Source organism: Sorangium sp. So ce834 (genome assembly GCF_051521425.1).
GTDB classification, from domain to species: Bacteria; Myxococcota_A; Polyangia; order Polyangiales; family Polyangiaceae; genus Sorangium; species Sorangium cellulosum_D.
Window position 1 is genome coordinate 8,145,805 of record NZ_CP150351.1, and the last position, 26,399, is coordinate 8,172,203.

Annotated in this window: 19 protein-coding genes; 7 read left to right on the plus strand and 12 right to left on the minus strand. The window is 70.1% G+C overall.

The genetic code is table 11. The features are described from left to right. Positions 1 to 364: 364 nt before the first annotated feature. The 11 genes from WMF20_RS29570 to WMF20_RS29620 form a co-directional block, all read right to left on the minus strand. Positions 365 to 955, minus strand: a complete 591-nt coding sequence (locus WMF20_RS29570; RefSeq protein ID WP_437605254.1) for a TIGR00730 family Rossman fold protein — start codon at positions 953 to 955, stop codon at positions 365 to 367. 210 nt (positions 956 to 1,165) lie between these two features. Beyond that, positions 1,166 to 2,650: a type VI secretion system contractile sheath large subunit gene (gene tssC, locus WMF20_RS29575; RefSeq protein ID WP_129577557.1), complete on the minus strand. Its 1,485-nt coding sequence runs from the start codon at positions 2,648 to 2,650 to the stop codon at positions 1,166 to 1,168. A 3-nt stretch (positions 2,651 to 2,653) separates the two neighbouring features. After that, positions 2,654 to 3,145 (minus strand): type VI secretion system contractile sheath small subunit, encoded by a 492-nt coding sequence (gene tssB / locus WMF20_RS29580; protein WP_129577558.1) that lies wholly within the window; start codon positions 3,143 to 3,145, stop codon positions 2,654 to 2,656. 203 nt (positions 3,146 to 3,348) lie between these two features. Further along, the gene (tssA, locus tag WMF20_RS29585; protein ID WP_437605255.1) at positions 3,349 to 5,046 is read right to left on the minus strand and encodes a type VI secretion system protein TssA; all 1,698 of its coding nucleotides are present in this window, start codon (positions 5,044 to 5,046) and stop codon (positions 3,349 to 3,351) included. 119 nt (positions 5,047 to 5,165) lie between these two features. Continuing rightward, positions 5,166 to 6,185 carry a type VI secretion system-associated protein TagF gene (gene tagF / locus WMF20_RS29590; protein ID WP_237244220.1) on the minus strand — a complete coding sequence of 340 codons (1,020 nt, stop codon included), beginning with the start codon at positions 6,183 to 6,185 and terminating at the stop codon, positions 5,166 to 5,168. Positions 6,186 to 6,445: 260 nt separating this feature from the next. Further along, positions 6,446 to 10,156, minus strand: a complete 3,711-nt coding sequence (gene tssM / locus WMF20_RS29595; protein WP_437605256.1) for a type VI secretion system membrane subunit TssM — start codon at positions 10,154 to 10,156, stop codon at positions 6,446 to 6,448. Positions 10,157 to 10,198: 42 nt separating this feature from the next. Continuing rightward, on the minus strand, positions 10,199 to 10,876 hold the full coding sequence (locus WMF20_RS29600; protein WP_020737975.1) for a DotU family type IV/VI secretion system protein: 678 nt from the start codon (positions 10,874 to 10,876) through the stop codon (positions 10,199 to 10,201). Between the two features lie 34 nt (positions 10,877 to 10,910). Then, positions 10,911 to 12,272: a type VI secretion system baseplate subunit TssK gene (gene tssK, locus WMF20_RS29605; RefSeq protein ID WP_129577561.1), complete on the minus strand. Its 1,362-nt coding sequence runs from the start codon at positions 12,270 to 12,272 to the stop codon at positions 10,911 to 10,913. Positions 12,273 to 12,456: 184 nt separating this feature from the next. Next, complete coding sequence (gene tssJ / locus WMF20_RS29610; RefSeq protein ID WP_437605257.1) at positions 12,457 to 13,248, minus strand: type VI secretion system lipoprotein TssJ; 792 nt, start codon at positions 13,246 to 13,248, stop codon at positions 12,457 to 12,459. Between the two features lie 63 nt (positions 13,249 to 13,311). After that, complete coding sequence (gene tssH / locus WMF20_RS29615) at positions 13,312 to 16,008, minus strand: type VI secretion system ATPase TssH (protein ID WP_165374276.1); 2,697 nt, start codon at positions 16,006 to 16,008, stop codon at positions 13,312 to 13,314. Positions 16,009 to 16,054: 46 nt separating this feature from the next. After that, positions 16,055 to 17,911, minus strand: a complete 1,857-nt coding sequence (locus WMF20_RS29620; protein WP_437605258.1) for a transglycosylase SLT domain-containing protein — start codon at positions 17,909 to 17,911, stop codon at positions 16,055 to 16,057. Between the two features lie 192 nt (positions 17,912 to 18,103). Between WMF20_RS29620 and WMF20_RS29625 the strand changes: the two genes are divergently transcribed. Next, the gene (locus tag WMF20_RS29625) at positions 18,104 to 19,396 is read left to right on the plus strand and encodes a type VI secretion system-associated FHA domain protein (protein ID WP_437605259.1); all 1,293 of its coding nucleotides are present in this window, start codon (positions 18,104 to 18,106) and stop codon (positions 19,394 to 19,396) included. A 90-nt stretch (positions 19,397 to 19,486) separates the two neighbouring features. Beyond that, entirely contained in the window at positions 19,487 to 20,173 is a 687-nt protein-coding gene (locus WMF20_RS29630) for a hypothetical protein (RefSeq protein WP_437605260.1), read from the plus strand. A 223-nt stretch (positions 20,174 to 20,396) separates the two neighbouring features. Here the strand turns inward: WMF20_RS29630 and WMF20_RS29635 are convergent, their stop codons facing one another. Continuing rightward, positions 20,397 to 21,314 (minus strand): hypothetical protein, encoded by a 918-nt coding sequence (locus WMF20_RS29635; protein ID WP_129577576.1) that lies wholly within the window; start codon positions 21,312 to 21,314, stop codon positions 20,397 to 20,399. 532 nt (positions 21,315 to 21,846) lie between these two features. Between WMF20_RS29635 and WMF20_RS29640 the strand changes: the two genes are divergently transcribed. The 5 genes from WMF20_RS29640 (at position 21,847) to tssG (ending at position 26,394) form a co-directional block, all read left to right on the plus strand. Beyond that, complete coding sequence (locus tag WMF20_RS29640; RefSeq protein WP_129577577.1) at positions 21,847 to 22,356, plus strand: Hcp family type VI secretion system effector; 510 nt, start codon at positions 21,847 to 21,849, stop codon at positions 22,354 to 22,356. 143 nt (positions 22,357 to 22,499) lie between these two features. Further along, positions 22,500 to 22,985: a type VI secretion system tube protein TssD gene (gene tssD, locus WMF20_RS29645; RefSeq protein ID WP_129577578.1), complete on the plus strand. Its 486-nt coding sequence runs from the start codon at positions 22,500 to 22,502 to the stop codon at positions 22,983 to 22,985. A 46-nt stretch (positions 22,986 to 23,031) separates the two neighbouring features. Continuing rightward, positions 23,032 to 23,454, plus strand: coding sequence for a type VI secretion system baseplate subunit TssE (gene tssE, locus WMF20_RS29650; RefSeq protein WP_437605261.1), 423 nt, complete (start codon positions 23,032 to 23,034; stop codon positions 23,452 to 23,454). 73 nt (positions 23,455 to 23,527) lie between these two features. Further along, positions 23,528 to 25,297: a type VI secretion system baseplate subunit TssF gene (gene tssF, locus WMF20_RS29655; protein WP_129577580.1), complete on the plus strand. Its 1,770-nt coding sequence runs from the start codon at positions 23,528 to 23,530 to the stop codon at positions 25,295 to 25,297. Further along, positions 25,261 to 26,394 carry a type VI secretion system baseplate subunit TssG gene (gene tssG / locus WMF20_RS29660; protein WP_437605262.1) on the plus strand — a complete coding sequence of 378 codons (1,134 nt, stop codon included), beginning with the start codon at positions 25,261 to 25,263 and terminating at the stop codon, positions 26,392 to 26,394. The genes tssF and tssG overlap by 37 nt, the downstream gene beginning before the upstream one ends. Positions 26,395 to 26,399 lie beyond the last annotated feature (5 nt).

Consider the following 26,399-nt stretch of genomic DNA (forward strand, 5'->3'; position numbering starts at 1 on the left):
GGCCGACGACGGGATGAAGCCCTTGACGGGGACATCGCGGCCAGGCCGGACGGGCGCCGTGAAAACGCGCGGCAATCCGCTACATGGGCTGGGCAGAGCGCTGAACATCGAAGTACGCTCGCCGGCGCCATGGTCGCTGGACGCGAGACCGAGCGAACTTGCCACAGATGAGGCAAAATGCGCCGCGTTCGGGCGCTTCCTGCGGGCCCTTCACAAAAGATGCAATCTGCGCCGCGCCCTTCGATGCGCCTCCGGGCGCCGACGATTCACGCCCGCGACGACGCGGGGATCCGTCCAGCGGATGAGAAAAGCGCTCGAGTCGACGGAATGAACCTCGCTCCTGATGTCGAGTCGAGCGACGCGCCTACCGTTCGTCGGGCGCCATCCACTTGTGCTCGACGCTCGGGCGCCAGGCGGCGAGCAGCCCCAGGAGCGCCTCGGCGTCACCTTCGACCTGGAGCATCGCGCGGTGGCCCGGCTTGAGGAACTGCTCGGCCACCACGTGATCCAGAAAGGCGATCAGCGGCCGGTAATACCCGGCGATGTCGAGCAACCCGACCGGCTTCTCCTGAGAGCCGAGCTGCGTCCAGGTCCACACCTCGAACAGCTCCTCCAGCGTCCCGATGCCCCCCGGCAGGGCGATGAAGGCGTCGGAGAGCGCGGCCATCTTCGCCTTGCGCTCGTGCATCGTCTCGACGACGTGGAGCTCCGTCAGGCCCCGGTGCTCGATCTCTCGCTGGTTGAGGAAGCGGGGAATGACGCCGATCGCCTCCCCGCCGGCCGCGAGCACCGCGTCGGCGATCGCGCCCATGAGCCCCACGTGGCCGCCCCCGTACACGAGCCCGATCCCTCGCGCGGCCAGGAGCTCCCCGACCTGAACGGCCGCCGCGCGGTAGGCCGGCGACGCGCCGGGGCTCGACCCGCAATATACGCAGATCCTTGAGAGTTTCCTCATCGTCCGAGCCTACGCCGGCGGGCGGGCTCGTTCCAGCGGCGATCCGGGAGGCGGCCGGGGCCGCGCCGTCGCCCGCGATGCGTGCGCCCCCGGCCCGCTGCGGACCTTTCGCCCGCTGCGCGGCGCGGCCTGCGCTGCGCGGCCTGGCGCCGCGCGCGCAGCGCGGTCGGCCTGGCACCGCGCGGGCAGCGCGGTGCCGGGGCCGGCCGCTCACTCCTTGTCGAGCTTGCCGACGAGGCTCAGCGTGAAGAACGCGCCCATGTACTTGAAGTGCGGGCGCACCTGCATGTCGACCTTGTACCAGCCGGCGTTCCCCGGCACCTCGGTCACGATGATCCTCGCCTTGCGGAGCGGCCGGCGCCCGCGGGTCGCCGCGGAGACGACGTCCTGATCGGCGACGTACTGGCCGATCCAGTCGTTCAGCTCCTTCTCGAGATCGGCGCGCTCCTTCCACGTCCCGATCTGCTCGCGCTGCAGCACCTTCAGATAGTGCGCGATGCGGCACATGATGAACATGTACGGCAGCTGCGTCCCGAGCCGGTAGTTCATCTCGGCCGCCCTGCCCTCCTCGCTCTGCCCGTAGAACTTGGCCTTCTGCGCCGAGTTGGCCGAGAAGAAGCAGGCGTTGTCCGAGTCCTTGCGGAACGTGAGCCCGATGAAGCCCTCCTCGGACAGCTCGAACTCGCGCCGCTCGGTCAGCATGATCTCGGTCGGGATCTTCGTCTGGATCTCGCCCATCGCCTCGTACTGGTGGAGCGGCAGGTTCTCCACCGCGCCGCCCGCCTGCGGGCCGATGATGTTCGGACACCAGCGGTACTTGGCGAAGCTGTCGGCGAGCCGGGTGGCGAAGGCGTATGTCGCGTTGCCCCAGCAGTACGCGTCGTGCTTGCCGACCACGTCCTCGTCGTAGTTGAACGCCTTCACCGGGACGGTGTTGGCGCCGAAGGGCAGGCGGAGCAGGAAGCGCGGCATCACGAGCCCGACGTAGCGCGCGTCCTCGGTCTCGCGGAACGCGTTCCACTTCGTGTACTGCGGCCCCTCGAGGAGCGCCTTCAGGTCCTTCAGGTTGGGCAGCCCGATGAAGTCCTTGAGGCCGAAGAACTGCGGGCCGGCCGCCGCGATGAACGGCGCGTGCGACATCGCCGCCACGGCGGCGCACTTCTGGAGCAGCGCGATGTCCTGGGGGCCGGGCCCGAACTCGTAGTTCGCGATGATCGCGCCGACCGGCTTGCCGCCGAACTGGCCGAACTCCGCCGAGTAGACGAGCTTGTACAGGCCGCTCTTCGGCACCTCGGGGGCGTCCTCGAAATCGGCGAGGAGGTCCTCCTTGGAGCAGTTGAGCATCTCGACCTTGATGTTCTCGCGAAAATCGCAGCGGTCGATGACGAACTTGAGGCCGCGCCAGGCGGACTCGAGCTTCTGGAAGCTGGGGTGGTGGAGGATCTCGTCGATCTGCCGCGAGAGCTTGACGTCGATCTCCGCGATCAGCGCGTCGACGAAGGCCTTGTCGACCTTCTCGCCCTCGCGCCGCGGGGCGACGAGCTCCGAGATGAAGGCCTGCACGCCCCGCTTGGCGATCTCGTACCCCTCGTCGCCGGGCGTCATCTTCGTCTCGGCGAGGATCTCGTCGAGCAGGGACCCTCCCTCCAGGGTCTGGACGCCTGCGCGCCCCGCGGCCTGTGTCTCTGTCGCCATCGCTCACTCCCCTTCCTTGTCGAGACCGAGCTCGCTCACGATCTTGTTGCGCTGAGCCGGGTCGCTCAGGATCTGCTGAATCTTGTTGCGGAACGCCTTCTCGTTCCCGAGCGGCCCCTTGAGGGCCGTCAGCGCGGCGCGCAGGTCGAGCAGCTTCTTGAGCTCCGGCACCTGGTTCGCGATCGCCTCGGGCTCCATGTCGCTCAGCCGGCGGAACTTGAGGTTGACCGTGAGCTCGCTGTTCTCCTGCTCGGAGAGGACGTCCTTGACGTTGAAGGTGAGCGCGAGCTTCTGCTCGCTCATGACCTTCTGGAAGTTGTCCTTGTCCACGTTGATCGGCTTGCGGTCCTCGAGGGGCCGCGGATCCGGACGCTGCGTGTAGTCGCCGAGCATCAGCATCTTCAGCGGCAGCTCGACGTCCTCCTTCGCGTTCCCCGTGGCCGGCTTGTACGTGATGTTCACGCGCTCCTTCGGCGCGACCGATCCCTCTTTCATCGCAGGCTCCTTTCCCCGTCAGCAGCGGGCGGAGCGCCCGCAGGCCGCACGAGCATAGACCAAAACCCCCGCCCCCCGGGCAAGCTTCTCAGCGCGACGCGCATCCGCCCTGTCCTCGTCCTCGCGCACCCGGTCCTCGCGCACCCGGTCCTCGCGCACCCCGTCCTCGCGCACCCCGTCCTCGCGCACCCCCGCCGGTCCCCTCATGCCCCCAGCGAAAGTTTCAGGGCGAGCGCAGCGTCGAGCTGGCAGACGCGCTCGAAGCAGAGCGCCTCCTTCGCCTTGGCCTCGGGGGTGGCGTCGTAGCCGTCGTTCAGCGCCCGGTAGCATGTATGGAGCGCGGCGTAGAGCTCCGCGCAGAGATCCGGCTGCCAGGTGGTGAGTCGGTGGTGCTCGACGATCTGCTCCAGCGCCTCGAGCTGCGCGCGCGCCACGAGGAACTGGGACAGATCGATGTTGATCTGCGCCATCGCGAGCCGCACGCGGAAGCGGTCCAGCGCCGACGGAGCGGCGGCCGCGGCCTTCTCGAGGAGGACCATCGCGTCGACGGGCTGCTCGTTCGCGACGAGCCCGCGGGCCTCGGAGAGCGGCTTGTCGAGGTAACTCCGCGGTTTCGCCGCGGCCCCGGCGCCGTTTCCGCCCGAGCCGCCGAGGGCGGCCGCCACCTCGTTCGCGAGCCAGGCCTGCGTGTCGGCGTCCGCGAACGGCGTGCCGTCCCTGAACTTGAGGTTGGAGAGGAGCGGCGCGCGGAGCATGAGCGCGCCCACCTCGACGAGCACGGCGCGCCGGGCCTCGGCGTAGTCGTCGCCGAGCTGCTCGAGCGCGTTCGCCGCGTACCGGTGCGGATCGAGCCACAGGGGGTAGTTCTGGGCGTACTCGTCGGCGACCGGCAGGAGGTCGGCGAACGCCCCCTGGCTCGTCAGCGCCGGGAGCGTGCGCAGCACGTGCTCGGGCGGCGGCGGGATCGCCGTGGTGCCGTTCTGGGACGCGGCCCCGGGGTCGTCGAGCAGGTCGACCCAGAGCCCGACGCGGAGGATGCGGTACGCGGCCGCGCGCTTCGGATCCGCGGCCCGGAGCGCGTCGCCCGCGCGCGCGATCAGCGGCGCGCAGCGGCCAAGGGCGGTGAGCGCGGAGTCCTCGTCGACGATCGCCTCGACGCTGAGCGCCGGGTCGGTCGTGGCGATGACCTGCGGCGGGGGCGGCGGCGGGGTGACGACCACCGCGGTCGCCGCGGGCGCCTGGACCAGCGCCGCCTCGGCGGCCTTCGGCGGCGGCGCGGCCTTCGGCGGAGGAGGAGGTGGTGGTGGCGGCGGAGGAGGAGGCGGCGGCGCCTCGGCGGGGAGGCTTGCGACGAGGCTGCGGATCGCGCTCCGGAGCTGGCCGAGGCCGCCGTACGCGTCGCCGAGCCGGTCGCTGAGGTCGACGTCGACGGCGCGGCTCACCTGGTCGAGGGCGTTCACCACGTCGCGCTCCGCGGCGGAGGGCGTCACGCCGGCGAGCGTCGAGGCCGCGAGATCGCCGAACCAGGCGCACAGGTTGCCGCGCGCCTTGGGCCGCCGGAGCGCGGGGTACATCGTGTCCCAGAACGCGTTGTTCAGCTCCTGCACGAGCACGAGCCCGTCGAGCAGGCCGGGGAGCCTGTCGAGCTGCGCCTTCGCCGCCGCGTAGTAGAGCGCGACGCGGAAGTCCTTGGACTTCTCGCTCAGGATCTCGTCGGCGCCGGTGGAGATGCGCGACCAGTCGACCTTGCCGCCCGCGAGCGACTGCAGCTTGTCGACCTCGTTCTTGAGGGACTCGAACGCCTCGTCGTAGGTGACGTCGGCGCCGACGCCGCCGTCGATGGGAGCGAACAGCGTCTCGATCCGCGCTTTGGATTGCTGGATGGCGTCTTCAGCGGCCATGGGGCGCGAAGGATATCAAGACGTCCCTGGCGTGGACGGCGAATCGGAGGGGGGCGATGGAGGCGCGCCGGAGCGGCGGCGCATGCGGCGGATCGGGGGTCGTGGGCTCGGGCACGGGCTCAGCCGAGGGCCTCCAGGAAGCTGTCGAGCGACAGGTCGGTCCGGGCGACGAGGGCGTCGAGCTCCGGCCCGAGCGCGTGTCGGGAAACGTGCTCTTCGACCGGCGGGGGTCCGCAGAGGTCGGCGATGTGCTCGGCCTGGGTGGTCGGGGCGATCATCTCGCGGAACGAGCCCACGTGGGGGGAGCCGAGGTGGAGGAGCAGGGTGCGCTGGGGTGTCCAGAACGCGTTCATCAGCGTGCGTCCCCATTTCGACAGGCGGAGGGTCATGTCCATCCACACGGCGGCGGCGTAGGCGTCGCCGGCGCCGAGCGGCAGCCGGAGCGCGAGCCCTGTCTTGGGGAGCTCCTGGCCGCGGAACGGCATCACCGAGTCGAGGATGTTCTGCAGCACCCAGAAGCGGCTCGCGTCGGTGCCGAAGCCTGCGTCCCAGAGCGCCTTCATCGGCTGGGTCTTGAGCCAGGCGCGGTAGGCGGCGTTCGACGCGTCGGGGTCGTCGAGCGACGGCGGCGCGATCTGGGAGACGCGGTGGAGGAACGCGTCGACGGGCATGGCCCGGCCGTTCGCCGCGGCGTCGTGGGCGGCGGCGAGGAGCGGGAACAGGGTGATGGGGAGCGACGGCCCTGCGGCGAGGAGCTGGTCGTAGTCGTACGAGCCGAACACGACGATCGGGTAGAGCCGGCCGGCGTTGTCGCCGCTCGCGGCCCATGCGCCCACGAGCCCGCGGGCGGGCGGCTCGTCGCCCTTCGGGTCGCCGTGGAAGACGAAGAGGCCCAGCGCCTGCTGGTAATACGCATCGAAGTGGGGGCCCATGGCGCGCCGGGCGAAATCGATCGACGCGCCCAGCCATCGGTCGAAGGCGGCGAGCTCTTCGCCTCCTGCGTTCAGCCGGATGAAGTCGCCCGTGGCGGGCAGCTTGCCGAAGCAGCCGATCTGCGGCGGAGCGGCAGGGCCCTTCTTGCGGCGCCAGAACATGACGGCCTGGGAGTGAACCACGAACTGCTCACCGAGCGCTACCACCTTCCCGGCTGCTCGTGGTCGCAGCGGGAGCGTGCGGGGAGGCGTCACAAAGAGCCGGCGGGGGAGGGGGTGTCGTGCGGGGGGCCGGCGGGGTAGGGCCCCGCGAATCCGAGCGCCGGCCCGCATCGCAGCGACCACCTCGTAGCCCAGCTCCCCCGTTCCCATGGCCATAGCCGCCAAAAGGCGCGAGTTCGCGGGAGGGACCCCCGCCGGCCCCCCGCACGACACCCCCTCCCCCGCCGGCTCCGTTGCTGCTCGGCTCACCCCTTGCCGAAGCGATCACCGATGCTGGGCGGGCAGTTGGTCGCCCGGAAGAAGCTCGCCGGGAACGGATGGTTCCCGCGGGTCGGCCGGATCTCCATGGTGACGGTCACTGGCGGAGCGGTCATCTGCCAGGTCACCGTGAAGAGCGCGTCGTTGTCTTTCTGGGCGGTCGTGGTCCCGGCCTCGAACAGCCGGAAGATCCCCCAGGGCCCTTCGCGCACGAGCTCTTCGTCGAGCCCGCCTGCGCCGCGCACCTGGATCCTCGCGCCCTTCGCGCCCTCTCCTGGCCAGTTGAAGGTGTGCCAGAACTCCTTCTCGTTGCGATAGAGCCTCTTCTGGCCGTCGACCTCGAACACCACCTCGCTCACGATGGGGCTGACCGTCTTCATGTTGATGTGGAAGACGACCTTGGGTCCCTCGCCGCCGCCCCCGAAGAGCGCGTCGGAGATCTCGTCCGAGCGCCTCAGGCAGTTGTACAGGTTCGCGTTGAACGGCGTGAACGGCTTCGCCGCCTGCGGCTGCCCCGACAGGTGCGATTTCGGGAAGTACTCGTGCCCGACCTGGTAGTGGAAGCCCTTCAGGTACGTCTCGTAGAAGCCCCAGAGCACGCCGTCCTTCGGCTTGAAGAAGGCCATCGCGTCCTCGAGCGAGGCGTCGCGCGAGGAGGCGAGGTTGAACGGGTACCGGTCCTTGATCTTGTCGCGGTAGTGCGGCCAGACCTCGACCTCCCAGATGCCGCTCGCCGCGCCGCCGGCGCGCCGCACGACCGCCTTGTACGCCTGCCGGAGGGGGTTCATGAGGAGCGGCTCCATCAGCCGCTGCCCGGTCTGGTCCATCGAGAGCAGGAGCGTCTGGCTCTCTTTCACCGCGTCCTGGAACGCCTCCGTGGCCCTCGAGGTGTCCGTGTCCGGCGGCCCGTCCTCGACGACGCTCATCTCCCCGGCGAGCCGCTCGAGGTGGCTGACGTACTGGCCCAGCTTGGGCGCGGGCGGCGGGGGCTGCCCTTCGGCCGCCGGCGCCGACACGCCGAAGCCCGCCATCGACTCGAACTTGTCGGGCACCGGGTCGTAGTGCTCGCGCCCGCCCTGCCCCGGGAGGATGTTGTCGATCCGCACGCCCGTCCGACGGTCGACCCGCTGCGCGATCACCTCCTTGGCCCTGTCGATCAGGCCGCCGTCCGCGGTGAGCACGTTCGGCTTGTCCACCGGGAACTGCGTCTCGTCGTGGAGCCGCTGGAGCAGCCGCCGGTAGGGCCAGTCGGGCGTGGAGAGGACCCGGAACTCGTGGATCGCGTCCCGGTTCGTCTTCGGGATGTCGACCTGGATGTCGCGGAAGAACGCCTCCCACTGCGCGATGTACGCGTTGTCGTAGTCCTGCCGGACGCGATCGAGCTCCTTCTGGATCTGGTCGCCGCTCCGCTTCTCGTCGGTCGACAGCGGGAGCACCCAGAGCTCGCGCTCGAGCTTCTTCCTCCCCTCCTTGAGCGACTCGAGCACCTGCGCGTGCCCCTTGGCCGTGTAGGGCCCCTCCACCTTGAACCAGGGCCCGCCCCGGTTCTTCTGCGCGCTGTGGATGACGGTCAGCACCTCGGGCCGGTCCGCGAACATCTCGTCCAGGGACACCGGCGGGTACTTCAGGTTCTCCGGCGTGTTCGGCCCAGACTCGTCGTACTTCTGGTCGATCAGGCTCGTCACGAACTGGTCGTAGTAGCGCTTCGTCGGGTCGACCCGCAGGAGGTCGGCCCGCGCCCTCGCGATGAGCGGCGCGTTCAGCTCCTCGGCCTCGAGCTTGTTGCGCCTCACGAGGTCGATGTAATAGGCGACGTGCGGCGTGAGCCGCTCCTTGAGGTCGCTCTCGGGCATGTCGGTGAACGGCTTCAGGATGTCGGCCCAGACCTGGACGAGCCGGCCGGTCTGCCACCGCGCCGCCTGCTCATCCATGTGCTCCTGGAAGCCCTTGCCGAGCAGGAGGTAGCTGCGCAGGGCGTTGTAGCCGTCCAGGAACTCCCCGTCGCGCACCCGCTCGAGCTTCGCCTCGAGCTGCGCCTTCGCCGGCCCGACGAACCCCTGCTTCAGGCTCTTGATGTACTGCCCCAGCGTCGGGGGGAAGAGCTTGTCCCCCTGGAACATGAACCAGCCGTGATCGAGCGGCGTGCTCTCGACGTACTGATCGAGCTTCCCCACGTGCCCCTGCAGCCGGTCGAGCTTGTCGATGTTCGCGGGCACGTTCGGCGGGGCGCCGCTCCGCCCGGACCAGTCCACGAACGCGATCTCGTCCGAGATGCGCCTCGTCTCGGCGACGAGCGCCTTGTTGTTGAAGTACGAGATCACCGCCGGGAGCAGGAACAGGAGGGCGACGAGCGCCGCCGCCGCCGCCACCAGGATCCGCTGTATCCGGCGCCGCCGGAGCTCGGCCTCGCTGCGCGCCGCGAGATCCTGATCGGGGAAGACGACGTTCGTGAAGACGTCGTGCAGGAAGAAGCTCTTCGACTCCTTCGGGAGCGCCGCCTCCTCCTCGCCCTCGCCGAGCGCCGCGCGCAGCCCGAACGCCCGCCCCATCGCCCCGACCACGCGATCGAGCGGCCGCCCCTCCTGGACGCCGCTCGTGAAGTAGAACCCGCGCAGGACCGGCGCGGGGGCCGCGCCGGCTCCGGGCGCGAACGCCGCCGCGATGAAGTCCGAGAGGTTGCGCTTCACCGCCGCGAACTCGAGCGGGAACTGGTAGGCCCTCTCCTTCACGTCGCGGTTCCGCTCGCCGATGAGCCGCTTCGTCAGGCGCGCGTGGAGCCGCTCGATGAGCACGTCGAACTCGCGATCGAAGATCTTGCCGGGCTCGGACTTGTTCTCGTCGAGCCGCACGGTGGCGCCCCAGGCCTGGGCGCGCTCGCTCTTCTTCAGGTCGCCGAAGTACTCGGTGAAGCCCGCCACGAGGTCGGTCTTCGTGAAGAGCACGTAGACCGGCAGGGTCATGTGCAGCGTCCGCTGCATCTCGTCGATGCGCGCGCGGATCTTCTTGCCGGTCTGGTCGATCTGGTCGTCGCTCGCGTCGAGCAGCTCGCTCATGCTCACCGCGACGACGACGCCGTTGAGCGGCTTGTGCTCGCGGTACTGGAGCAGGAGCTCGAGGAACGTCATCCACTCGTCGTGGTCGTCGCTCTCGGTCGTGTACCGGCCGGCGGTGTCGAGGAGGATCGCCTCGTTCGTGAACCACCACTCGCAGTTCCGGGTGCCGCCGACGCCGCGCACGCCGGTGCGCTCCGGGTCGATGTACGGGAACACGAGGCCCGAGTGGCGGAGCGCCGTGGTCTTGCCGGCGCCGGGCGGGCCGACCATCACGTACCAGGGCAGGACATAGAGCGCGTCGGCGCCCCGCCGGCCGCCGCCGAGCTTCGACGCCTTCAGCGCGGCGATGCCCTCCTGCATCTGCCGGCTCAGCTCCTGGATCTCCGCGCGCCGCTCCGGCTTCGCGTTGATCACCTGCTCCTGCGCCTGCTGCGCGATCGCCTTCTCGAGCGCCCGCGCGGCGCGCGCCGCCCGGATCCGCCGGTAGATCGCGAGCCCCGCGATCAGCAAGAGGACGGCCGCCGTCGCCGCGATCGGGATCTCGATCGGCAGCACCTCGGCCCCCTCCCCTCCCGCGGGGCGCAGCATGAACCATACTCCCCACACGGCGGCGAGGAACAGGGCGCTCAGGATCCACAGCCACATCGGAAGTCTCCCTCGAGAACAACAGAGGACGGGCGGAGTCGCCTAGGTCCCTGTGCTGATCAGCTTCTTGATCTGGTCGGCCACGCCCTCCGCGTCCGAGGCCACGACGAGCCGGAGCACGATGACCACGAGGACGGCCAGCACGAGCAGGCCGAGCGCGATCGCCAGATAGGGCAGCTCGCGGCGCACCGCGCCGGCGCCCCCGTCCTTGCGCTCGGCGTTCGGCGCGAGGACGTCCCCGCCGCCCTCGGCGACGGCGACGTAGTTGCCCACCCCCTCGATGACCGCACCGAGCCCCTCCTGCTGCCGGAGACGATATTTCCCCTGGAAGCCGAGGGCCAAGCACAGGAAGTAGATTTGCGCGACGTGGTTTCTGCCGCGCTGGCCGTAGAGGTTGTCGAGGTTCGTGAAGAACCCGTCGCCGGCCGTGTTCAGCTGGAAGAACTGGAACTGCAGCGGGTTCTGGAGCCACTGCGTCCTGCCGGGCCAGTTCGAGTTGAAGATCACCTCGTCGGCGAAGGCCGCGAGCGCGAACTTCGCGTCGATCATGTCCTGCTCGGGGATGCGGGCCTCCCGCCCGTTCTGCATCATCGTGTCGAACAGGCCGAGCACGCGCCGCTGGAGGATGTCCGGCGCCGGCAGGTCGCGCGAGTTCCTGAGCTGCAGGATCAGCGACAGCACGTCGGAGCAAACAAAGTACATCGTCTGCGAGAGGCTCATGGGCTCCTCACCCGGATGGGGCGGCCAGGCACGATCACTTCCCCGTCGGGACCCCGATCAGCCGGAGGTCGACCTTCTGCGGTTCGATGGGCTGGTAGATGGCGATCGTGCCAGAGCCGAGGATGTCGTTCCAGTAATCGCCGGACTGGTTCACGCGGAGATAGACGAGCCCCGGCTTGATCGGGATCGCGCCCGGCGGCCGGTACTCGATGGCGACGTTCACGCCGGGCGTCGCGGAGTGCAGGATGTGCCCGATCTGCGTCCACGACCCGATCTTGAGCAGGCGCGGGAGCCGCTCGCGCAGCGTGGCCTCGTCCGTGCCCTTCGCCTCGAGGAACATCTCGTGGGTGCGCGGCAGCTTCGGGTCCTCGAACCTGCCGAGGTACATGCCGTCCTCGCGCTTCTCGAGCGGCACGATGACGAACTGGTCCGTGGCGACCCCGCTGATGAGCGCGACCGCCCGGTCGAACATCGGGTCGAGGACGCCCTCGAGCTCGAGGTAGTTGAACTTGGGGAGCGTCGTCGGATCGCTGTCCGACGCCGAGAAGGTGCAGAGCTCGCCGATGAGCGAGCCGATGACGACGAAGCACTGCTCCGGGTGCGCGCGGCCGTGGTCGACGAGGTGCGACACGACCGGGATGTACGAGTTCAGGGTGTGGAGCAGCCAGAACTTCGTGAGGTCGGAGGCCTGGAAGTCGACCGAGGCCGCGGTGCGCATGCGCCGCCCCTCGACGAGCGACTTCTGCTTGCCGACCAGCGCCGACAGCACCCGCCGGAGGCCGGACATGATGTGGTCGGACGAGCTGATGCGGAGGACCGACGGGATGAAGCTCTTCCGGAGGACGATGGCGCCGGAGCGGTCGCGGGTGAGCTGCGCGATGCGCACGGTCTGGTAGGCGTCGCGCGGCTCGGTGCCGAAGATGAGCCGCAGGTTGGTGCGGGCCCAGGTGACCGACGTGTCGTTGCGCCCGGAGTTCACGTCCGGGACCGTCGCCTGGGCCGCCACGAACCGCTGGGCCGGCCCCGCCTTCGCCGGGTCGAGGCTGATGTTCGCCGCGGTCTCGCGCAGGTTCGGGATGCCGAGGTAAACGTCGAGATCCTGCAGCGCGGCCGGGAAGGCGCCCTCGAGCGGCCGCGCCTCGACCTGGTCCTCGCCGCGATCGCCGATGAAGAACGGCGTCCCGTCGGGGAAGATGCCGTGGCACTTGACCACCTTGAACTGCCCGGCGGAGAGCGCTCGCTCGTCGAACTGCGCGGACGTGATGCCCCAGTCGTAGCCCGCGACCGCGTGGAGACGCGCGTGGAGCAGCGTCTCGTGGTAGACGTCCGACTGCTGCAGATGCTGAGGGGTCATGAAGAGCCCCTCGGTCCAGACAGGCTTACGCGGGTGGATCATGTCGCCCGTCCAGTCTTATCAGATGTGCCGCGCAGCGCGGCGCGAAAGCTGGCCGCGCGCAGGGCGCCGCGACGCAGGGCTGCGCGCGTCGCGCCGCGACGCGAGGCTGCGCGCGTCGTGCCGCTCACCGCTCCCGCGAGCGATCGAGCACCGCATCGAGGACGACCGGGGCGCACCATCGACGCTACTTCCTCGGAGCGGCCGGCGCCTCCGGGGCGGCCACCTTCTTCGGCAGGTTGAGCCGCCGGACGGCGGTCGCGTTGGGGAACATCGACTCGTCCATCTCGACCCCGTTGTCGATCTTGGTCGAGTCGATGAAGAACGCGACCCGCGGGTCGGCCACGGGCGGCCCCGCGTCGCTCTCGCGCCCGCCGCACTGGGCCTCGCCGGGCGGCAGCGGGAACTCGTAGAACGTCTTCCAGCTGCTCCCCTTCGGGCTGTGGAACAGGGCGGCGCCGACGAGGTGGCTCGCGTCCGGCAGGCGCTCGAACTTCACCTCGACGAGGTCGTTCGGGAAGACCTCGACCTCGTCGACCTTGGCGAGGTCGTCCTCGAGCGTCTCCTTGTCCCGGAGCAGGATCTGATCGTACGTCGCGTTCTCCATGCGCGCGCTGCTCTTCAGCTGGTAGAGCCGCACGACGACGGGCCGCGGGTTGCCGTTCTCGTTGGGGTTGATGTTGTCGGACGCGAAGATCGACAGCGTCACGATCTGGACGTCGCACGGCTCGGGGGCTGCGGGCGGCGGCGCGGGGGACGCGCACCCCGCCACCGCGGCGGACAGGCCGGCGAACGCGGCGGCGGAGAGCGTCGCCGCCGCGACCGCAGCGGCGACCTTCCCCGAGGCCGCCCCGCGGAGGAGCGACGTGGGCCCGGGTCGGGGCGCCGGCGCGCGCGGCGGGCCCTCCCCCGCGGGGGAGGGCGAACGCGGCTCCCCGAGCCACATCGAACGCTGTAGGAGCTTGGCGAACGCGACCATGCTCCGCCCAATTTATGCGGAGTCTCGCGGCCCGTACAACTTTCGGTGCGCGGGCGCGGTCGATTAGTCCGAGAACGAGACGGTGAAGTTCTTCTCGGCGTCGACCCCGATCTGGAGCCGCTTCGGGAGCGGCCCCTCCGCCATCTTCTCGAGGACGGCGACCGAGAGCTGCGGCAGGAGCGACGCCCGGAGGATGTGATCGATGTTGCGCGCGCCCGTGTCGACCTCGGTGCAGCGCGCCGCGATCGTGTCGACGAGCGCGTCCGAGTACGACGCCTCGATCCGCTGGCTCTTGCGCAGGCGATCGACGAGCGCGTCCAGCTTGAGCCGCGTGATCTCGCCGAGCGCGTCGGGCGAGATCGGCAGGTACGGCACCGTCGTCATGCGGGCGAGCAGCGCCGGCTTGAAGTGCGCCGAGAGCGTCGGCTTGATCGCCTCGACCACCTCCTTGATGAACTCGCCGTCGGCGTCGAGCCGCCGCGTCGGGTCCTCTTCCCGCGCGGCGATCGTCATGTTCGTGATCTTGTCGGTCGCGAGGTTGCTCGTCAGGATGATGACCGTGTTCTTGAAGTCGACGAGCCGCCCCTCGCCGTCGCTCAGCATGCCCTTGTCGAACACCTGGTAGAACAGGTTCATCACGTCGGGATCGGCCTTCTCGACCTCGTCGAGGAGCACGACCGTGTAGGGCCGCTGGCGCACGGCCTCGGTGAGCATGCCGCCCTCGCCGTAGCCGACGTAGCCGGGCGGCGAGCCGATGAGCCGGGAGACCGTGTGCTTCTCCTGGAACTCGGACATGTTGATGACGGTCATCATCCGCTCGCCGCCGAACATGAGGTCGGCGATCCCGAGCGCGGTCTCCGTCTTGCCGACGCCGCTCGGCCCGACGAGCAGGAACACGCCCTGCGGCGTGCTCAGCGGCTTCAGGCCCGCGCGCGCGCTCCGGAGCTCCTTCGAGATGGTCACGATGCCGTGCGTCTGCCCCTTGATCCGCCGGGTCAGCCGGTCCTCCATCTCGAGGAGCGCCTTCACGTCGTCCTGGACCATCTTGCCGACGGGGATGCCCGTCCACGCCGCCACGACGCTCGCCACCATGGCCTCGTCGACGTCCGGCCGGATCAGCGGCACCTCGCCCTGGCTCTGCTTGAGCTCGTCGAGGGCCTTCACGACCTCGCGGCGGGCGGCGTCGCGCTCCTCGTTCGACTTCGCCTCGTCCATCTTCTTGCGGGCGTCGATGACCTTCTGCGTGCCGGCCGTCTCCTTCGCGTAGGCGGCGCGCACCGCCTCGAGCTCGGCCTTCGCCTTGGAGAGCCGGTCCTTGAGCTCGGCGACCCGCTCGGCGTCGATGTGCACGCCCTTGTCCCGATCGCGCTCGAGCGCCTTGAGCTCGGTCTCGGTGTTCACGATGAGGATCTCGGCGTCCTCGACCGCGGCGGGGCGCTGCTGCAGCGCGACCTTCACCCGCGCCGCGCACGTGTCGAGCAGGTCGACCGCCTTGTCCGGCAGCTGCCTGCCGGTCAGGTAACGCGCCGAGAGCCGCACCGCGGCGGTCACCGCCTCGTCCTGGATGATGACGTTGTGGGCCTGCTCGAACTTCGGCCGGAGCCCGCGGAGCATCACGACGGCGGCCGGCTCGCTCGGCTCGTCGACCTTGACGGGCTGGAAGCGCCGCTCCAGCGCCGCGTCCTTCTCGAAGTACTTCTTGTACTCGCTCCACGTCGTGGCCGCGATCGTGCGGAGCTCGCCGCGGGCGAGCGCCGGCTTGAGCAGGTTGGCCGCGTCGCCGCCGCCCTGCTGGCCGCCCGCGCCGATCAGCGTGTGCGCCTCGTCGATGAACAGGATGATCGGCTTCGGCGACCCCTTCACCTCGGCGATCACCTGCTTCATGCGGTTCTCGAACTCGCCCTTCACGCCGGCGCCCGCCTGGAGCAGGCCCATGTCGAGCCCGAGGATCTCGACCCCTTGCAGGAGCGGCGGCACCTTCGGGTTCTCCGGCGTGCTCTCGACGATGAGCAGCGCGAGCCCCTCGACGAGCGCTGTCTTGCCGACGCCCGCGTCGCCGACGATGATCGGGTTATTCTTGCGGCGCCGCGCGAGGATGTCGATGACCTGCCGGATCTCCCGCTCGCGGCCGAAGATCGGATCGATCTGCCCCGCGCGCGCCTTGCCGGTGTAGTCGACGCAGAACTTCGCCAGGGCCGAGTCGGGCCCGGCGCTCGCCATCCCGGCCGGCAGCTTCCCCGCCCCGGGCGCGCCCGCGCCCGCCGACGCCGCGGCGGCCTCGGCCTCTTCCTTCGAGCCGGAGACGATCTTGGAGAGGTTCGACTTGAGATCGTCTTTCGAGATGCCCTCGAGGTAAGCGCCGATGCCGCTCACCGAGTACCGGGTCGGCTGCTGGACGAGGCGCTGGAAGAGCACGCCGCTGCGCACCCGCTGGTAGCCGTACTCCATGGATCCGACGAGATAGGCGTCCTGCATCCACTCGAGCATCGTCGGAGAGAGCACCGGCCGCCCGGCGTTGCCCTTCCTCAGCTCCTCCAGGCTGCGCTGGAGCGCGGCGCGGAGGTGCGACGGGTCGAGATCATAGTGGGATACGAGAAACGCGATGTCGGAGTTCGCGTCGTCGAGCAGCGCGAGGAGCAGGTGCTCGAGCGTGACCTCGTAGTGGCGCGCGTTGACACACTGGCCAATCGCCGCCTCGAGGGCAGAGGTGCAGTTCTTGGTGAGTCGCTTGACGATGGCCTTGGTGTCGACGAGCTGCATGCGCGGTATGCTAACCGAGGCGCGCCCTCGTCCGAAAGCGCCGTCGTCAGCCGCGCCCCTTGGGCTTCTTCTCCGCGGCCTCCGGAGCGCGGCCCGCGCCCCCGCCGGCCTCTCCGCGGTCCCGCGCGGGCGGCCTCGCCCCGCCGCGGGCCGCCTCGACGCGCGGCGCGGCGCCGCGCGACGCCGGCGCCGCGCCGTCTTCGGCCCTCTCGTCCTTCGCCTGCGCGACGGCCGCCTCGCTCGAGGCGACGCGGTCCACCATGTCGGGCCGTATCCGCAGCTTCAGCAGGGCGCCGACGCGGAGCTTCTGGCCCGGGTCAATCCCGTTATCGCGCGCGACGTCCTCGACGTCGATGACGAACTGCCGCGCCACGCCGATCAGCGTATCGCCGGGCCCGACGCGGTAGAGCATCACCTCGCGCCCGGATCGCGCCGCGCGCGGGGCCCGCGATCGCGTCGGGGCGTACGCCGCGTCGTCGGACGGGCTCTCCGCGCCGTCGTCGAGCGAGGCCACGGGGTCGCGCATCGCGCGCCGCTTGCCGCTCGCGGGCCGGTCGTCGTCGTCCGCCGGGTCCGCCGCCCGCCGCCGCGCGGGCTTCGGGAGCAGCGAGAGCAGGCTGTCGTCGTCGAGGCTCCTCCGCCGCGGCGCGAAGTCGCGCCCGCCGAGCAGGTCGACCGGATCGAGGATCGACGCGTCGTCCGTGGCGAGCTGCTCCGCGGAGAGCATCGCGGGCAGGGCCGCCTGCGCCCGCGCCAGCGTGTCCGACGGGAGCATCACGATGAAGTCCCCCCGGCCGGGCGGCACGCGGTCCCCGAGGATGTCGGGGTTCAGCGTCCGCAGCGTCGACGTCGCCACGCCCGCGGCCTTCGCCAGGGTCTTCAGCGGCGTCCCCGGGGGCGCCGCGATCTCGGCGGCGTCGAGCGGCCGGCTCACCGCGACCTGGTCGAACCCGAACCGCTCCAGGTTGTTCGCCACGATCGCCGCCGCCCCGATCTTCGGCACGTAGGCGGCCGTCTCCGAGGGGATCGCCTCCTGGCGCGCCAGCTCGTTGAAGTCGGACGTGCCGTACCGATCGATGCGGTCGAGCAGCTGCTCGTAGCCCATGTTGTAGGCCGCGAGCGCGAGATCCCAGCTGCCGAAGCGCATGTAGAGATCGCGCAGGTGGTGGGCCGCGGCCTGCGTGGCGAGGCGCGGGTTCTTGCGCTGGTCGAGGTGCCGCGTCTGCTGCAGCCCGTACACCGCCCCCGTGGCGGGCATGAACTGCCAGAGCCCGACGGCGCCCGCCGGCGACTTCGCCCGCGGGTCGAAGCCGCTCTCGATCATGGCGACCCAGATGAGATCTTCCGGCAGCCGCCGGTCCCGGAGCTCGGCCTGGACCATCTCCTGGTAGCGCCCGCTCCGCTTCAGCCACGTCTCGAACATCGCCCGGCCGCGGTCGGTCCGCGTGAAGAAGCGGACGTACTTCAGGGTGCGGCGCGACACGGCGAGCCGGAGGTCCGGCAGCTGCAGCTTCGAGAGCGCCTCGGCGCCGGCCGAGTCGAGGTCGTCCACGTCGTCGGCGTAGCTGCCCTCCGCGGAGAACGCGCGCGGCGGCCGCGAGAAGCTCGGCCGATCCACCTCGCAGGACGCGCCCTCCCGCGCGTCGCGCCCCGCGGCGTCGCGCAGCCGGAGCAGCTCCCGCGACTCGCTCCCCGCCGGCAGCGCCGGCGCGCCGACCCCGCGCGCCGGCGGCGCGAACGGCGCCGGCGCGGCGATCACCGGCGCGGCGGCGAGCGCCGCGACCGGCGCCCCGGCCCGCGCTCCGCCCAGCTGGTAGGTCGACACCGCCGACTGGACCGACGAGATCGCCGACTGGGGCGCCGCCATCCCGACCCCGTAGCCAAACGCCAGGGCCGAGACCATGGGAGGGATCTTATGGACGAGGCTCATGTGTGGTTTAAGGTCGCACCATGTAGGCAAACTGGTCAAGAAAGCGATCGGCTCGCGTTCGCCGTGCGCTGCGCCCGGTGGGCGGACCGCGCATCGGCGGCATTGCCGGAGCGGAGGGGCGTCAGGCACTCCCGTGCGGCGGAGCGGGTCTGCTAGTCTGCACCCATGCCGGCGGCGCTCTCGGCCCGCGTGTCCGACACCCAGGCCAACCAAAGCTTCGAAGCTTCGTTCGAGCGCTTCCCTGTCCGGATCGGCAGGAACCAGCTGAACGACCTTCACATCGACCGGCCGTACATCTCCCAGTTCCATGCGGCGGTGGACGTGCGCGATCGCCGGATCCTCGTCCGCGATCTCGGCTCGACCAACGGGACGATGTTCGCCGGGCACCGGCTGGCGCGCGACACCTCGGTGGACGTGAGCAGCCAGCCGGAGATCACGATCGGCCCGATCCAGATCCGGCTCGCGATCGTCGAGGCGCCGCTGAAGTCGGAGAGCCCGAGCGACGGCACGCTGCTCGGCACGGGCGGCGAGAACCTCTCCGCGCTGCTCCACCCGCAGAAGCGCGCCGCGCCCGGCGGCGAGGACCCGTACCTGCGCCAGGTGGTGCCGTACCTGGAGGCGTACCGGACCGCGTGGGCCGCGGTGTACCGGATGATCTGGGATCACCTCGCGCGCCTCCCGCCCGACGCGCGCCAGAGCTACCTGCGCCGGCTGGGCGAGGAGCACCCGAGCGTGCTCGCGGAGCGGGATTTCCAGAAGATCTCCCAGTACTACGGCGTGGACTACCGCACGCTCGGCGAGCTGGCGCCGGCGAACGCCGCGTTCGCCGCGCTGTCCGAGCTGGCGGGCGCCCTCGCGCCCGGCGCGAAGCCCCCGGACGACGTGGCGAGCATCGTCAACTTCGCGCGGCGGCTCCGCGACACGATGGAGGTCTTCCTGAAGTGCTTCGTGAGCTTGCGCGACGGCTACCAGGAGTTCGAGGCCGAGGTGCTGGCCCGCGATCGCTCTGCGGAGACGGACAAGGTCGCGAACGCGAAGGACGCGAAGGAGCTCGGCACGGTCCTGCTCACGCCGGTCGGCGGGCCGGAGGCCGCGCGGCACCTCCACGAGATCTTCGTCGATGTCATGAGCCACCAGATCGCGCTCCTGAACGGCGTGATGGGGGGCGTGAGGTCGCTGCTCGTGAAGCTCGCGCCGAAGACGCTCGAAGAGAAGCTCGAGCGCGAGGGCAAGAAAGGCGGGCTGTTCTCCAGCAAGTACGAGGAGCTCTGGAAGCTCTACGAGCGCCGCCACGGCGACTACTCGGGGGAGGACAAGGAGACGTTTAGGGAAATATTTGGCGAGCAGTTCTCTCGGGCGTACGCTGCGACCGCCGGAGAGGACTACGGGTCATCCGGCGAGTCGGGAGGCAGGAGCATCGTCCGCTTCCCCGTCTCTGGGAATACGAACAAACGGTAGCGCCCCAAAACGGCGGGGCTTCGCGCGGCGCGCCGCGCCTCGAGCTCGCCGCCCTTCTCCGGTGGCGCGGCCGAACGCGAGGCGCCGTTCATGCGAATCAGGGAGAAAGTCGTAGCAGCAGGTTGTCTTTCGGTCGCCGCGTGCCTCCTCGCCCCGCGCGAGGCGGCCGCGGAGGCGGTGCGCGATAAGGGCTGGGCCACGGTCTCGGACGTGAGCCTCGTGCTGGGCTCCTCGGTCGTCTTCCTGATGCCGCGCGTTTACTACAGCGATCCCGAGGCCACGGTCGGCTGGAAGGGGCGCTGGCATTTCTCGGTCCTGGCGCCCGCGATGACGATGACCGCGCTGACGCTGCTCGTGGATCTGCCGATCAAGGACGCGATCGAGTCGACGCGCCCCGGATGCGGGATCGAGGAGACGAAGACGGCGCTGCCGGACTCGGGCTGCGAGTCCTTCGGCGGCCCTTCGACGCACGCGTTCGCCTCGTGGGGTGCGACGGGCGCGGGCACGGGCATCTTCCTGGTCGACACGTTCCGGTACTCGTCGGGCCGCTTCAACGCCGGCGGTTTCATCGGCAATGTCGCCTTCCCCCTCACCGCCTCGGTCGTGACCACGATCGCCCGCGGCGTCGCCCCGGAAGGCACGCGGCCGCACGAGAACGCCGGTCAGATCGCGATCGGCGGCGTCACCGGCTTCCTGAGCGGCCTCGCCGTCGGCACCGCCTACGCGATGTTCCAGCGTCCGAACTGCGGTTACGGCAACGCGCTGTTCTGCTGGTAGCCGCCGCAGCTCGCCGGCGTGTCCCCCTCGCCGGCGAGCCTTCCTCGCCGGCGTGACGGCAACTTTCCTCTCCGACCATCCTCTCGCTCTCGCGGCGGCGGCCTTCCTCTCCGGCGCCCCCCCTCCTCCAGCGCCGGGCGGTTCACCGTCGCGTCCGCGACGTGTCCCCCTCTCCTTCGTCGTCCGCTGAGGCGGCGCTGGGGCCAGCGCCGCCGCTGCAGTTCTAGTCCTGTCCGACGACGCGCTCCCAGAGCGGATCATTCGACGAGAAGAGCGTATCCCGCTCCACCCGGAGGAACCGCTGGAACTCGACGCGGCGGAGCTCGCGGTCGCTGTCGCGGTTGCCGTCGTCGTACTTCACGATCTTCACGCGCACCTGCTCGAGCAGCTGGATGCCGTTCGGTTTGTAGGACACGTCGGTGCGCAGCACGTAGCGCGCGTAGAGCCCGCGTTCGGTGACGGAGGGCACCACCGCGGTCCGTTCCAGGTCGACGGAGGCCGCCTCGATCAGGCGTCCTCGTCGCGCCAGGTAGAAGTGGGCCCGTTGCCGGCAGTCGTCGGGATCCGGGCAGCTCTTCGTCTCGGCGACGACGAGGTTGTCGTTGCCGAGGCGCACCGGGGACAGCTTGGTCCCCTTGGCGGGCGCGCGGAAGCTGCCGATCCCGTAGACGTCGGCCCGGTCGCCCGCCGCGCGCACGAGCGCCACGAGGCCGCCCTCGTCGCCGTTCTCGAACTTGAGGGCGCGCACCCAGATGGCGCGCAGCCCCTCCGGCCCGGAGCGGATCTCGACCTCGTCCGGATCGATCTTGCGCGGCCAGCCGGACTTGGAGACGCCGCCGCGCAGCGTCTCGTTGGCGAACACGTAGTGCCCGGTGCAGTCGACGTCGGTCGGCCCGAGCCCGCGCTCCTCGCTGTAGCTGGGGACGACGACCCCCAGCCACTGGTCGGGATCGAGGGTGCGGACGGCCGCCTTGGTGCCCGCCGCGCGCCGCGCGGGCGGGAGCTGGGTCGTGCAGACCGGAATCGGGTTCTGCTTGCGTGTCTGCAGCTCGCCGTGCGGCTGCTCGGGGTACGCTCCGCAGCCCGCGAGGGCGGCGGCGAGCCCCAGGCCGACGACGAAGCCGAAGCGAACGATGCTCACGCGTCCTTCGTATCATGCAAGGCGCCGCCGAGGCGAGTTCGCGACCGAAGCCCCTGGCCGGCCACGCTGGCCGGCCAGCCCCCTTGGCCGGCCAGCCCCCTTGGCCGGCCAGCCCCCTTGGCCGGCCAGGCCACCTTGTTCTCCATGTCGGCGGTCGTGCCCACCCTCGGATCGCGCCGTCGCGCCGCGCATCGTCGCGCCGCGCATCGTCGCGTCGCCTACAGCGTCTGCAACGCGCTCGCCACACGAGCGCCGCAGGACCGCAGCGGTGGGCCAGCGGACGGAATATTGCGGCCATCGGAGACAGAGGGAGCTACAGGCGCCGGCTGCCCTGGGACACAAAAGTCTTGACGCTCCCATATAGGGAGTTACCTTCTGGGCTCCCTGCGCTGTTCAGGGATAGAGATACGATGAGAGTCGTATCTCTGGGTATCCAGACTCCTACTCCCGAGGGGACGAGCCGTCTGCCAGCGCGCAATGGGGCGTAGACTGAGCCCAGGCGGCGAGACCTCGAAGGAAGAGGCAATTGATCATGGCGTTGCAAGCTCATCTCACGTTGAAGGGTGTTACCCAGGGCCCCATCGACGGCTCGGTCACCCAGAAGGGTCGCGAGAAGTCCATCGCTGTCATCTCGGTGCAGCATCAGATCGTGAGCCCGCGTGACCCGGCGACCGGGATGCCCAGCGGGAAGCGCCAGCACAAGCCCTTCGTGATCACGAAGGAGCTCGACAAGGCGACCCCCCTTCTCTACAACGCCCTGGTCAACAACGAGAGCATCTCGGAGTGGACGCTCAAGTTCTTCACGCCGGGCACCGCGGCGTCGAAGAACGTCGGCAAGGAGCAGAACCACTACACCGTCAAGCTCACGAACGCGACGGTCGCCAGCATCGACTTCCACATGGAGAATACCCGCCGCCCGGATCAGCGGGACATCCCGGAGTACGAGAAGATCGCCTTCACGTACCAGAAGATCGAGTGGTCCTATGACGACGGCGACGGCGCCCGCCAGGCGGACGACGACTGGGAGGCGCCGAACCAGTAGCCCCTAGCCCCTAGCTTCGGGTCTCGTCGCGCCGGGCGGCCTTCGGGTCGCCCGGTCGCGTTTGTCGTCATGGATCCGAGCCGGCCGAGAGGTCGCTCGAATTCAGGCGTGGCGATACCGCGTCCTAGGATCAGAATGTCGGCATGCCCCTCAACGCCTACCTCAGACTCGTCGGCGCAAAACAAGGGGAAGTCAGGGGCTCCGTCACCCAGAAGGGGCGAGAAGGTAGCATCCTGGTCACCGAGGTGTTCCACTCGCTGGTGGGGCCGCGCGATCCGGTGACCGGTCGCCCGACGGGCAAGCGGATGCACAAGCCCTTCATCGTCACGAAGGACCTCGACCGGTCCACCCCGCTCCTCCTGAGCATGCTCAGCCACAACGAGAGCATCCCCCGCTGGGAGCTCCAGTTCTATCGGTCGGTCGCGATCGGCGTCGAGAAGCCGGTCTTCACGGTCCAGCTCACGAACGCGAACATCTCGAGCATCCAGTTCCACATGCTCAACGTGCGGCACCCGTCGCTGGCGCGCGTGCCCGAGCAGGAAGAGGTCGCGTTCACGTACCAGAAGGTGCTCTGGACCTGGAACGACGGGGGCATCTCGGCCGAGGACGACTGGCTCACCCCGCGCTGAACGCCGGGCTTCCGCTCGAGGCGCGAGCTGATCTACGATCCGCGCCGTGGCCGGCGCATCGCTCCTCACCCGCATCCAGCACGCGGCCGACCCGCACTCGACGGAGCGGCACACCTACCGGGATCACGACCTCGAGTCGGCCATCCTGATGCACCTCGGGCACATGCTGAACACCCGCCAGGGCAGCTCGCTGACCTGCCCTGACTACGGCCTCATGGAGGTCTCCGAGGTGCTGCACGAGTTCCCGGAGGCGATCGGCCTGGTGCAGCGCTCGCTCAAGAACTGCATCCAGACCTACGAGCCGCGGCTGAAGAACGTGCAGGTCCGGCACGTGCGCAGCGACTCGGTGCTGCAGTCGATGGTCCTCGAGTTCGAGATCACCGCGCAGATCCAGTTCCCCGACGGCCGGCGCCAGGCGCTCCGGCTCGGCGCCGCGGTGGACCAGAGCGGCAACGTCCGGATGACGTAGCGTCTGCGCGGCGGCCGAGCTCACGGCGGTTGACACGCTCCGGCCCAGGCGGTCGACTGGCGGTGGCGAGAGGATGTTCAACAAGTACTACCAGGACGAGCTCACCTACCTGAGGGACCTGGGGCGGGAGTTCGCCGCGGCCTACCCCGGGATCGCGCCCATGCTCGCGGAGCGCGGCGGCGACCCCGACGTCGAGCGCCTGCTCGAGGGCGTCGCCTTCCTGACCGGCAAGATCCGGCAGAAGCTCGACGACGAGCTCCCCGAGGTGATCCACTCGGTCGCGTCGCTGCTCTTTCCGCACTACCTCCGCCAGATCCCGGCGACGTCGATCATCGAGTTCACGCCGCTCCCGAACGTCGTGCGCGAGAAGCTCGTCGTGGCCCGGCACGCGGAGGTCGGGTCGGTGCCGGTCGACGGCGTCTCGTGCAGGTTCCGCACGACGCAGGACGTCGAGCTCGTCCCGCTCGCGGTGGAGGACGTGCGCGTCGACACGGGCGCGCAGCTCGCGCAGACGCTCCGCATCGAGCTCCGCCTGACCGGGGGCGCCGCGCTCGCGGGCCTGTCGCTCTCGTCGCTGCGCTTCTACATCCACGGCGAGCGCCGGCTCCAGGACGACCTCCGCCTCTGGGTCGGCGCGCACGTCGACACCGTCGCGCTCGCCGCCGTGGACGCGTCCGGGCGCGACACGACGATCGCGTCGCTCCCGGCGCGCGCCGTGCGGCTCACCGGCTTCACCGACGAAGAGGCGCTGATCCCGTATCCGAAGACGGTCTACCCGGGCTTCCGGCTCCTGCAGGAGTTCTTCACGCTCCCGCAGAAGTTCGCGTTCTTCGAGGTGACCGGCCTCCAGGCGCTCTCGGCGGAGCGGATCTCCGACCGGTTCGCGATCCTGCTGCAGTTCAGGGATGGGCTCCCGCCGGGGACCCGGGTCAGCCGGGAGAACCTCCGGCTGTTCTGCTCGCCGGTCGTGAACCTGTTCGAGCACACGAGCGATCCGATCAAGCCGGAGGCCACCAAGCACGAGTACCTGTGCCGCCCGGCGGGCGCGACGCCCGCGGCCTTCGAGATCCACAGCATCGACAAGGTCGTCGGCATCGCCCGCCGCACGAGCCAGCGCGTCGAGATCCCCTCGTTCTTCAGCTTCCAGCACGAGCTCGATCCCGAGGCCGCCGCGCGGACGATCTTCTACCAGACGCACCTCCGCCCGGCCGCGATCGGCGACGGCATCGACATGTACCTGTCGTTCGGCTCGCCGCAGGACGCGGGGGCGCTCCCCGAGTTCGACGTGATCAGCATCGAGGCGACGAGCACGAACCGCCGCCTGCCGGCGCAGCTGAAGCTCGGCGATCTGCGGGTGCCGACGGCGACCTCCCCCGCGGTGGCGAGCTTCACCAACCTCACGGGCGTCACCGCGCCGCTCCCGCCGCCGATCGGGCGCGAGCTGCAGTGGCGCGTGCTGGCCCACATGGCGATGAGCTACCGCTCGATCACCGAGCTCGAGGTGCTCCGGGCGACCGTCGATCTCTACAACTTCCAGGCGATCGTCGATCGCCAGGCGGCGCGCGCGAACCAGCTCCGCCTGGCCGCGATCAAGTCGATCCGGGTGCGGCCGACCGACCGGCTGTACCGGGGCGCGCCGGTGCGCGGCGTCGCGGTCGACATCGAGCTCGACGAGGGCGGGTTCGTCGGCGAGGGCGAGATGTACCTGTTCGCGAGCATCCTCAACGAGATGCTCGGGTCCTACGTCTCGTTGAACTCGTTCACGCAGCTGACGGTCACCGGCACGAACACACGCGTGGTGCACAAATGGGACCCGAAGAGCGGCAGCCTGACGCTGATCTGAGGCCGGCCGCGCCGAAGGGCGCCGCGGCCGCCGACCCCGCGGCGCTGGAGGCGCTCCGGCGCTTCGCGGAGACGGCGCCGCGCTTCTCGTACTACCGCCTCGTCTACCTGCTCGAGCGGCTCTCCCCCGCCGCGCCGCCGGTCGGCCAGCTCGGGCCCGTGCAGGACGAGCGCATCCGGCTGCGCGGCGATCCGTCGCTCATCTTCGCGTCGAGCGACGTGAGCGAGCTCGCGCCGGTCAAGGGCCCGGACGGCATCGAGCGGGCGCGCGTCTCGACCACGTTCCTCGGCCTGTACGGCTCGGTGTCGCCGCTGCCGGCGTACTTCATCGAGCAGATCGCGCTGGCCGACTACCAGGGCGGGCCGCAGCCGGTCCGCGAGCTGCTCGACGTCTTCCACCACCGGCTCCTGTCGCTGCTCTACCGCGCGTGGACCAAGTACCGGCTGCCCGTCACGTACCGCAAGCAGGGCGCCGATCCGTTCTCGCGCCGAATGCTCTGCGCGGTCGGGCTCGACGGGTTCCGCGACTACGAGACGCCGCTCGATCGCTTCTTCTTCCTCCGCTACGCGCCGATCCTCGCCTCGAAGTCGCGCTCGGCGCGGAACCTCGAGACGGTGCTCTCCGAGATGCTCGGGCGTATCGGCGTGAAGATCGAGCAGTTCGTCGGCCACTGGACGAAGATCGAGAAGCCGTTCAGGAACAAGCTCGGCGTGATGAACCACCAGCTCGGCGAGAGCCTGACGCTGGGGCGCTACGTGTTCGACGGGTCGGGGCGCTACAAGGTCGTGCTCGGTCCGGTCGGCTACGACGAGTACCTCTCGTTCCTGCCCGGCGGCCAGCGTCAGGAGCTCGTCCGCGGCATCATCGAGACGTTCACGCCGGGCATCCACGACGTGATGCTCGAGATCCACGTGGACACGGAGGAGGCGCCGCGGTTCCAGCTCGGCTCGCCGCGCGCCTCGACGCTCAAGCGCACCGCGTGGATCGGCGGCTCCGCGGCGGAGCGGCTCGTGATCACGATCCCCCTCGACGACAAGCACCTCGCGGGCGGCGACGAGGAGGACGAGGAGGATCGGGGCGAGCCCCCGCCGATGTGACGGGA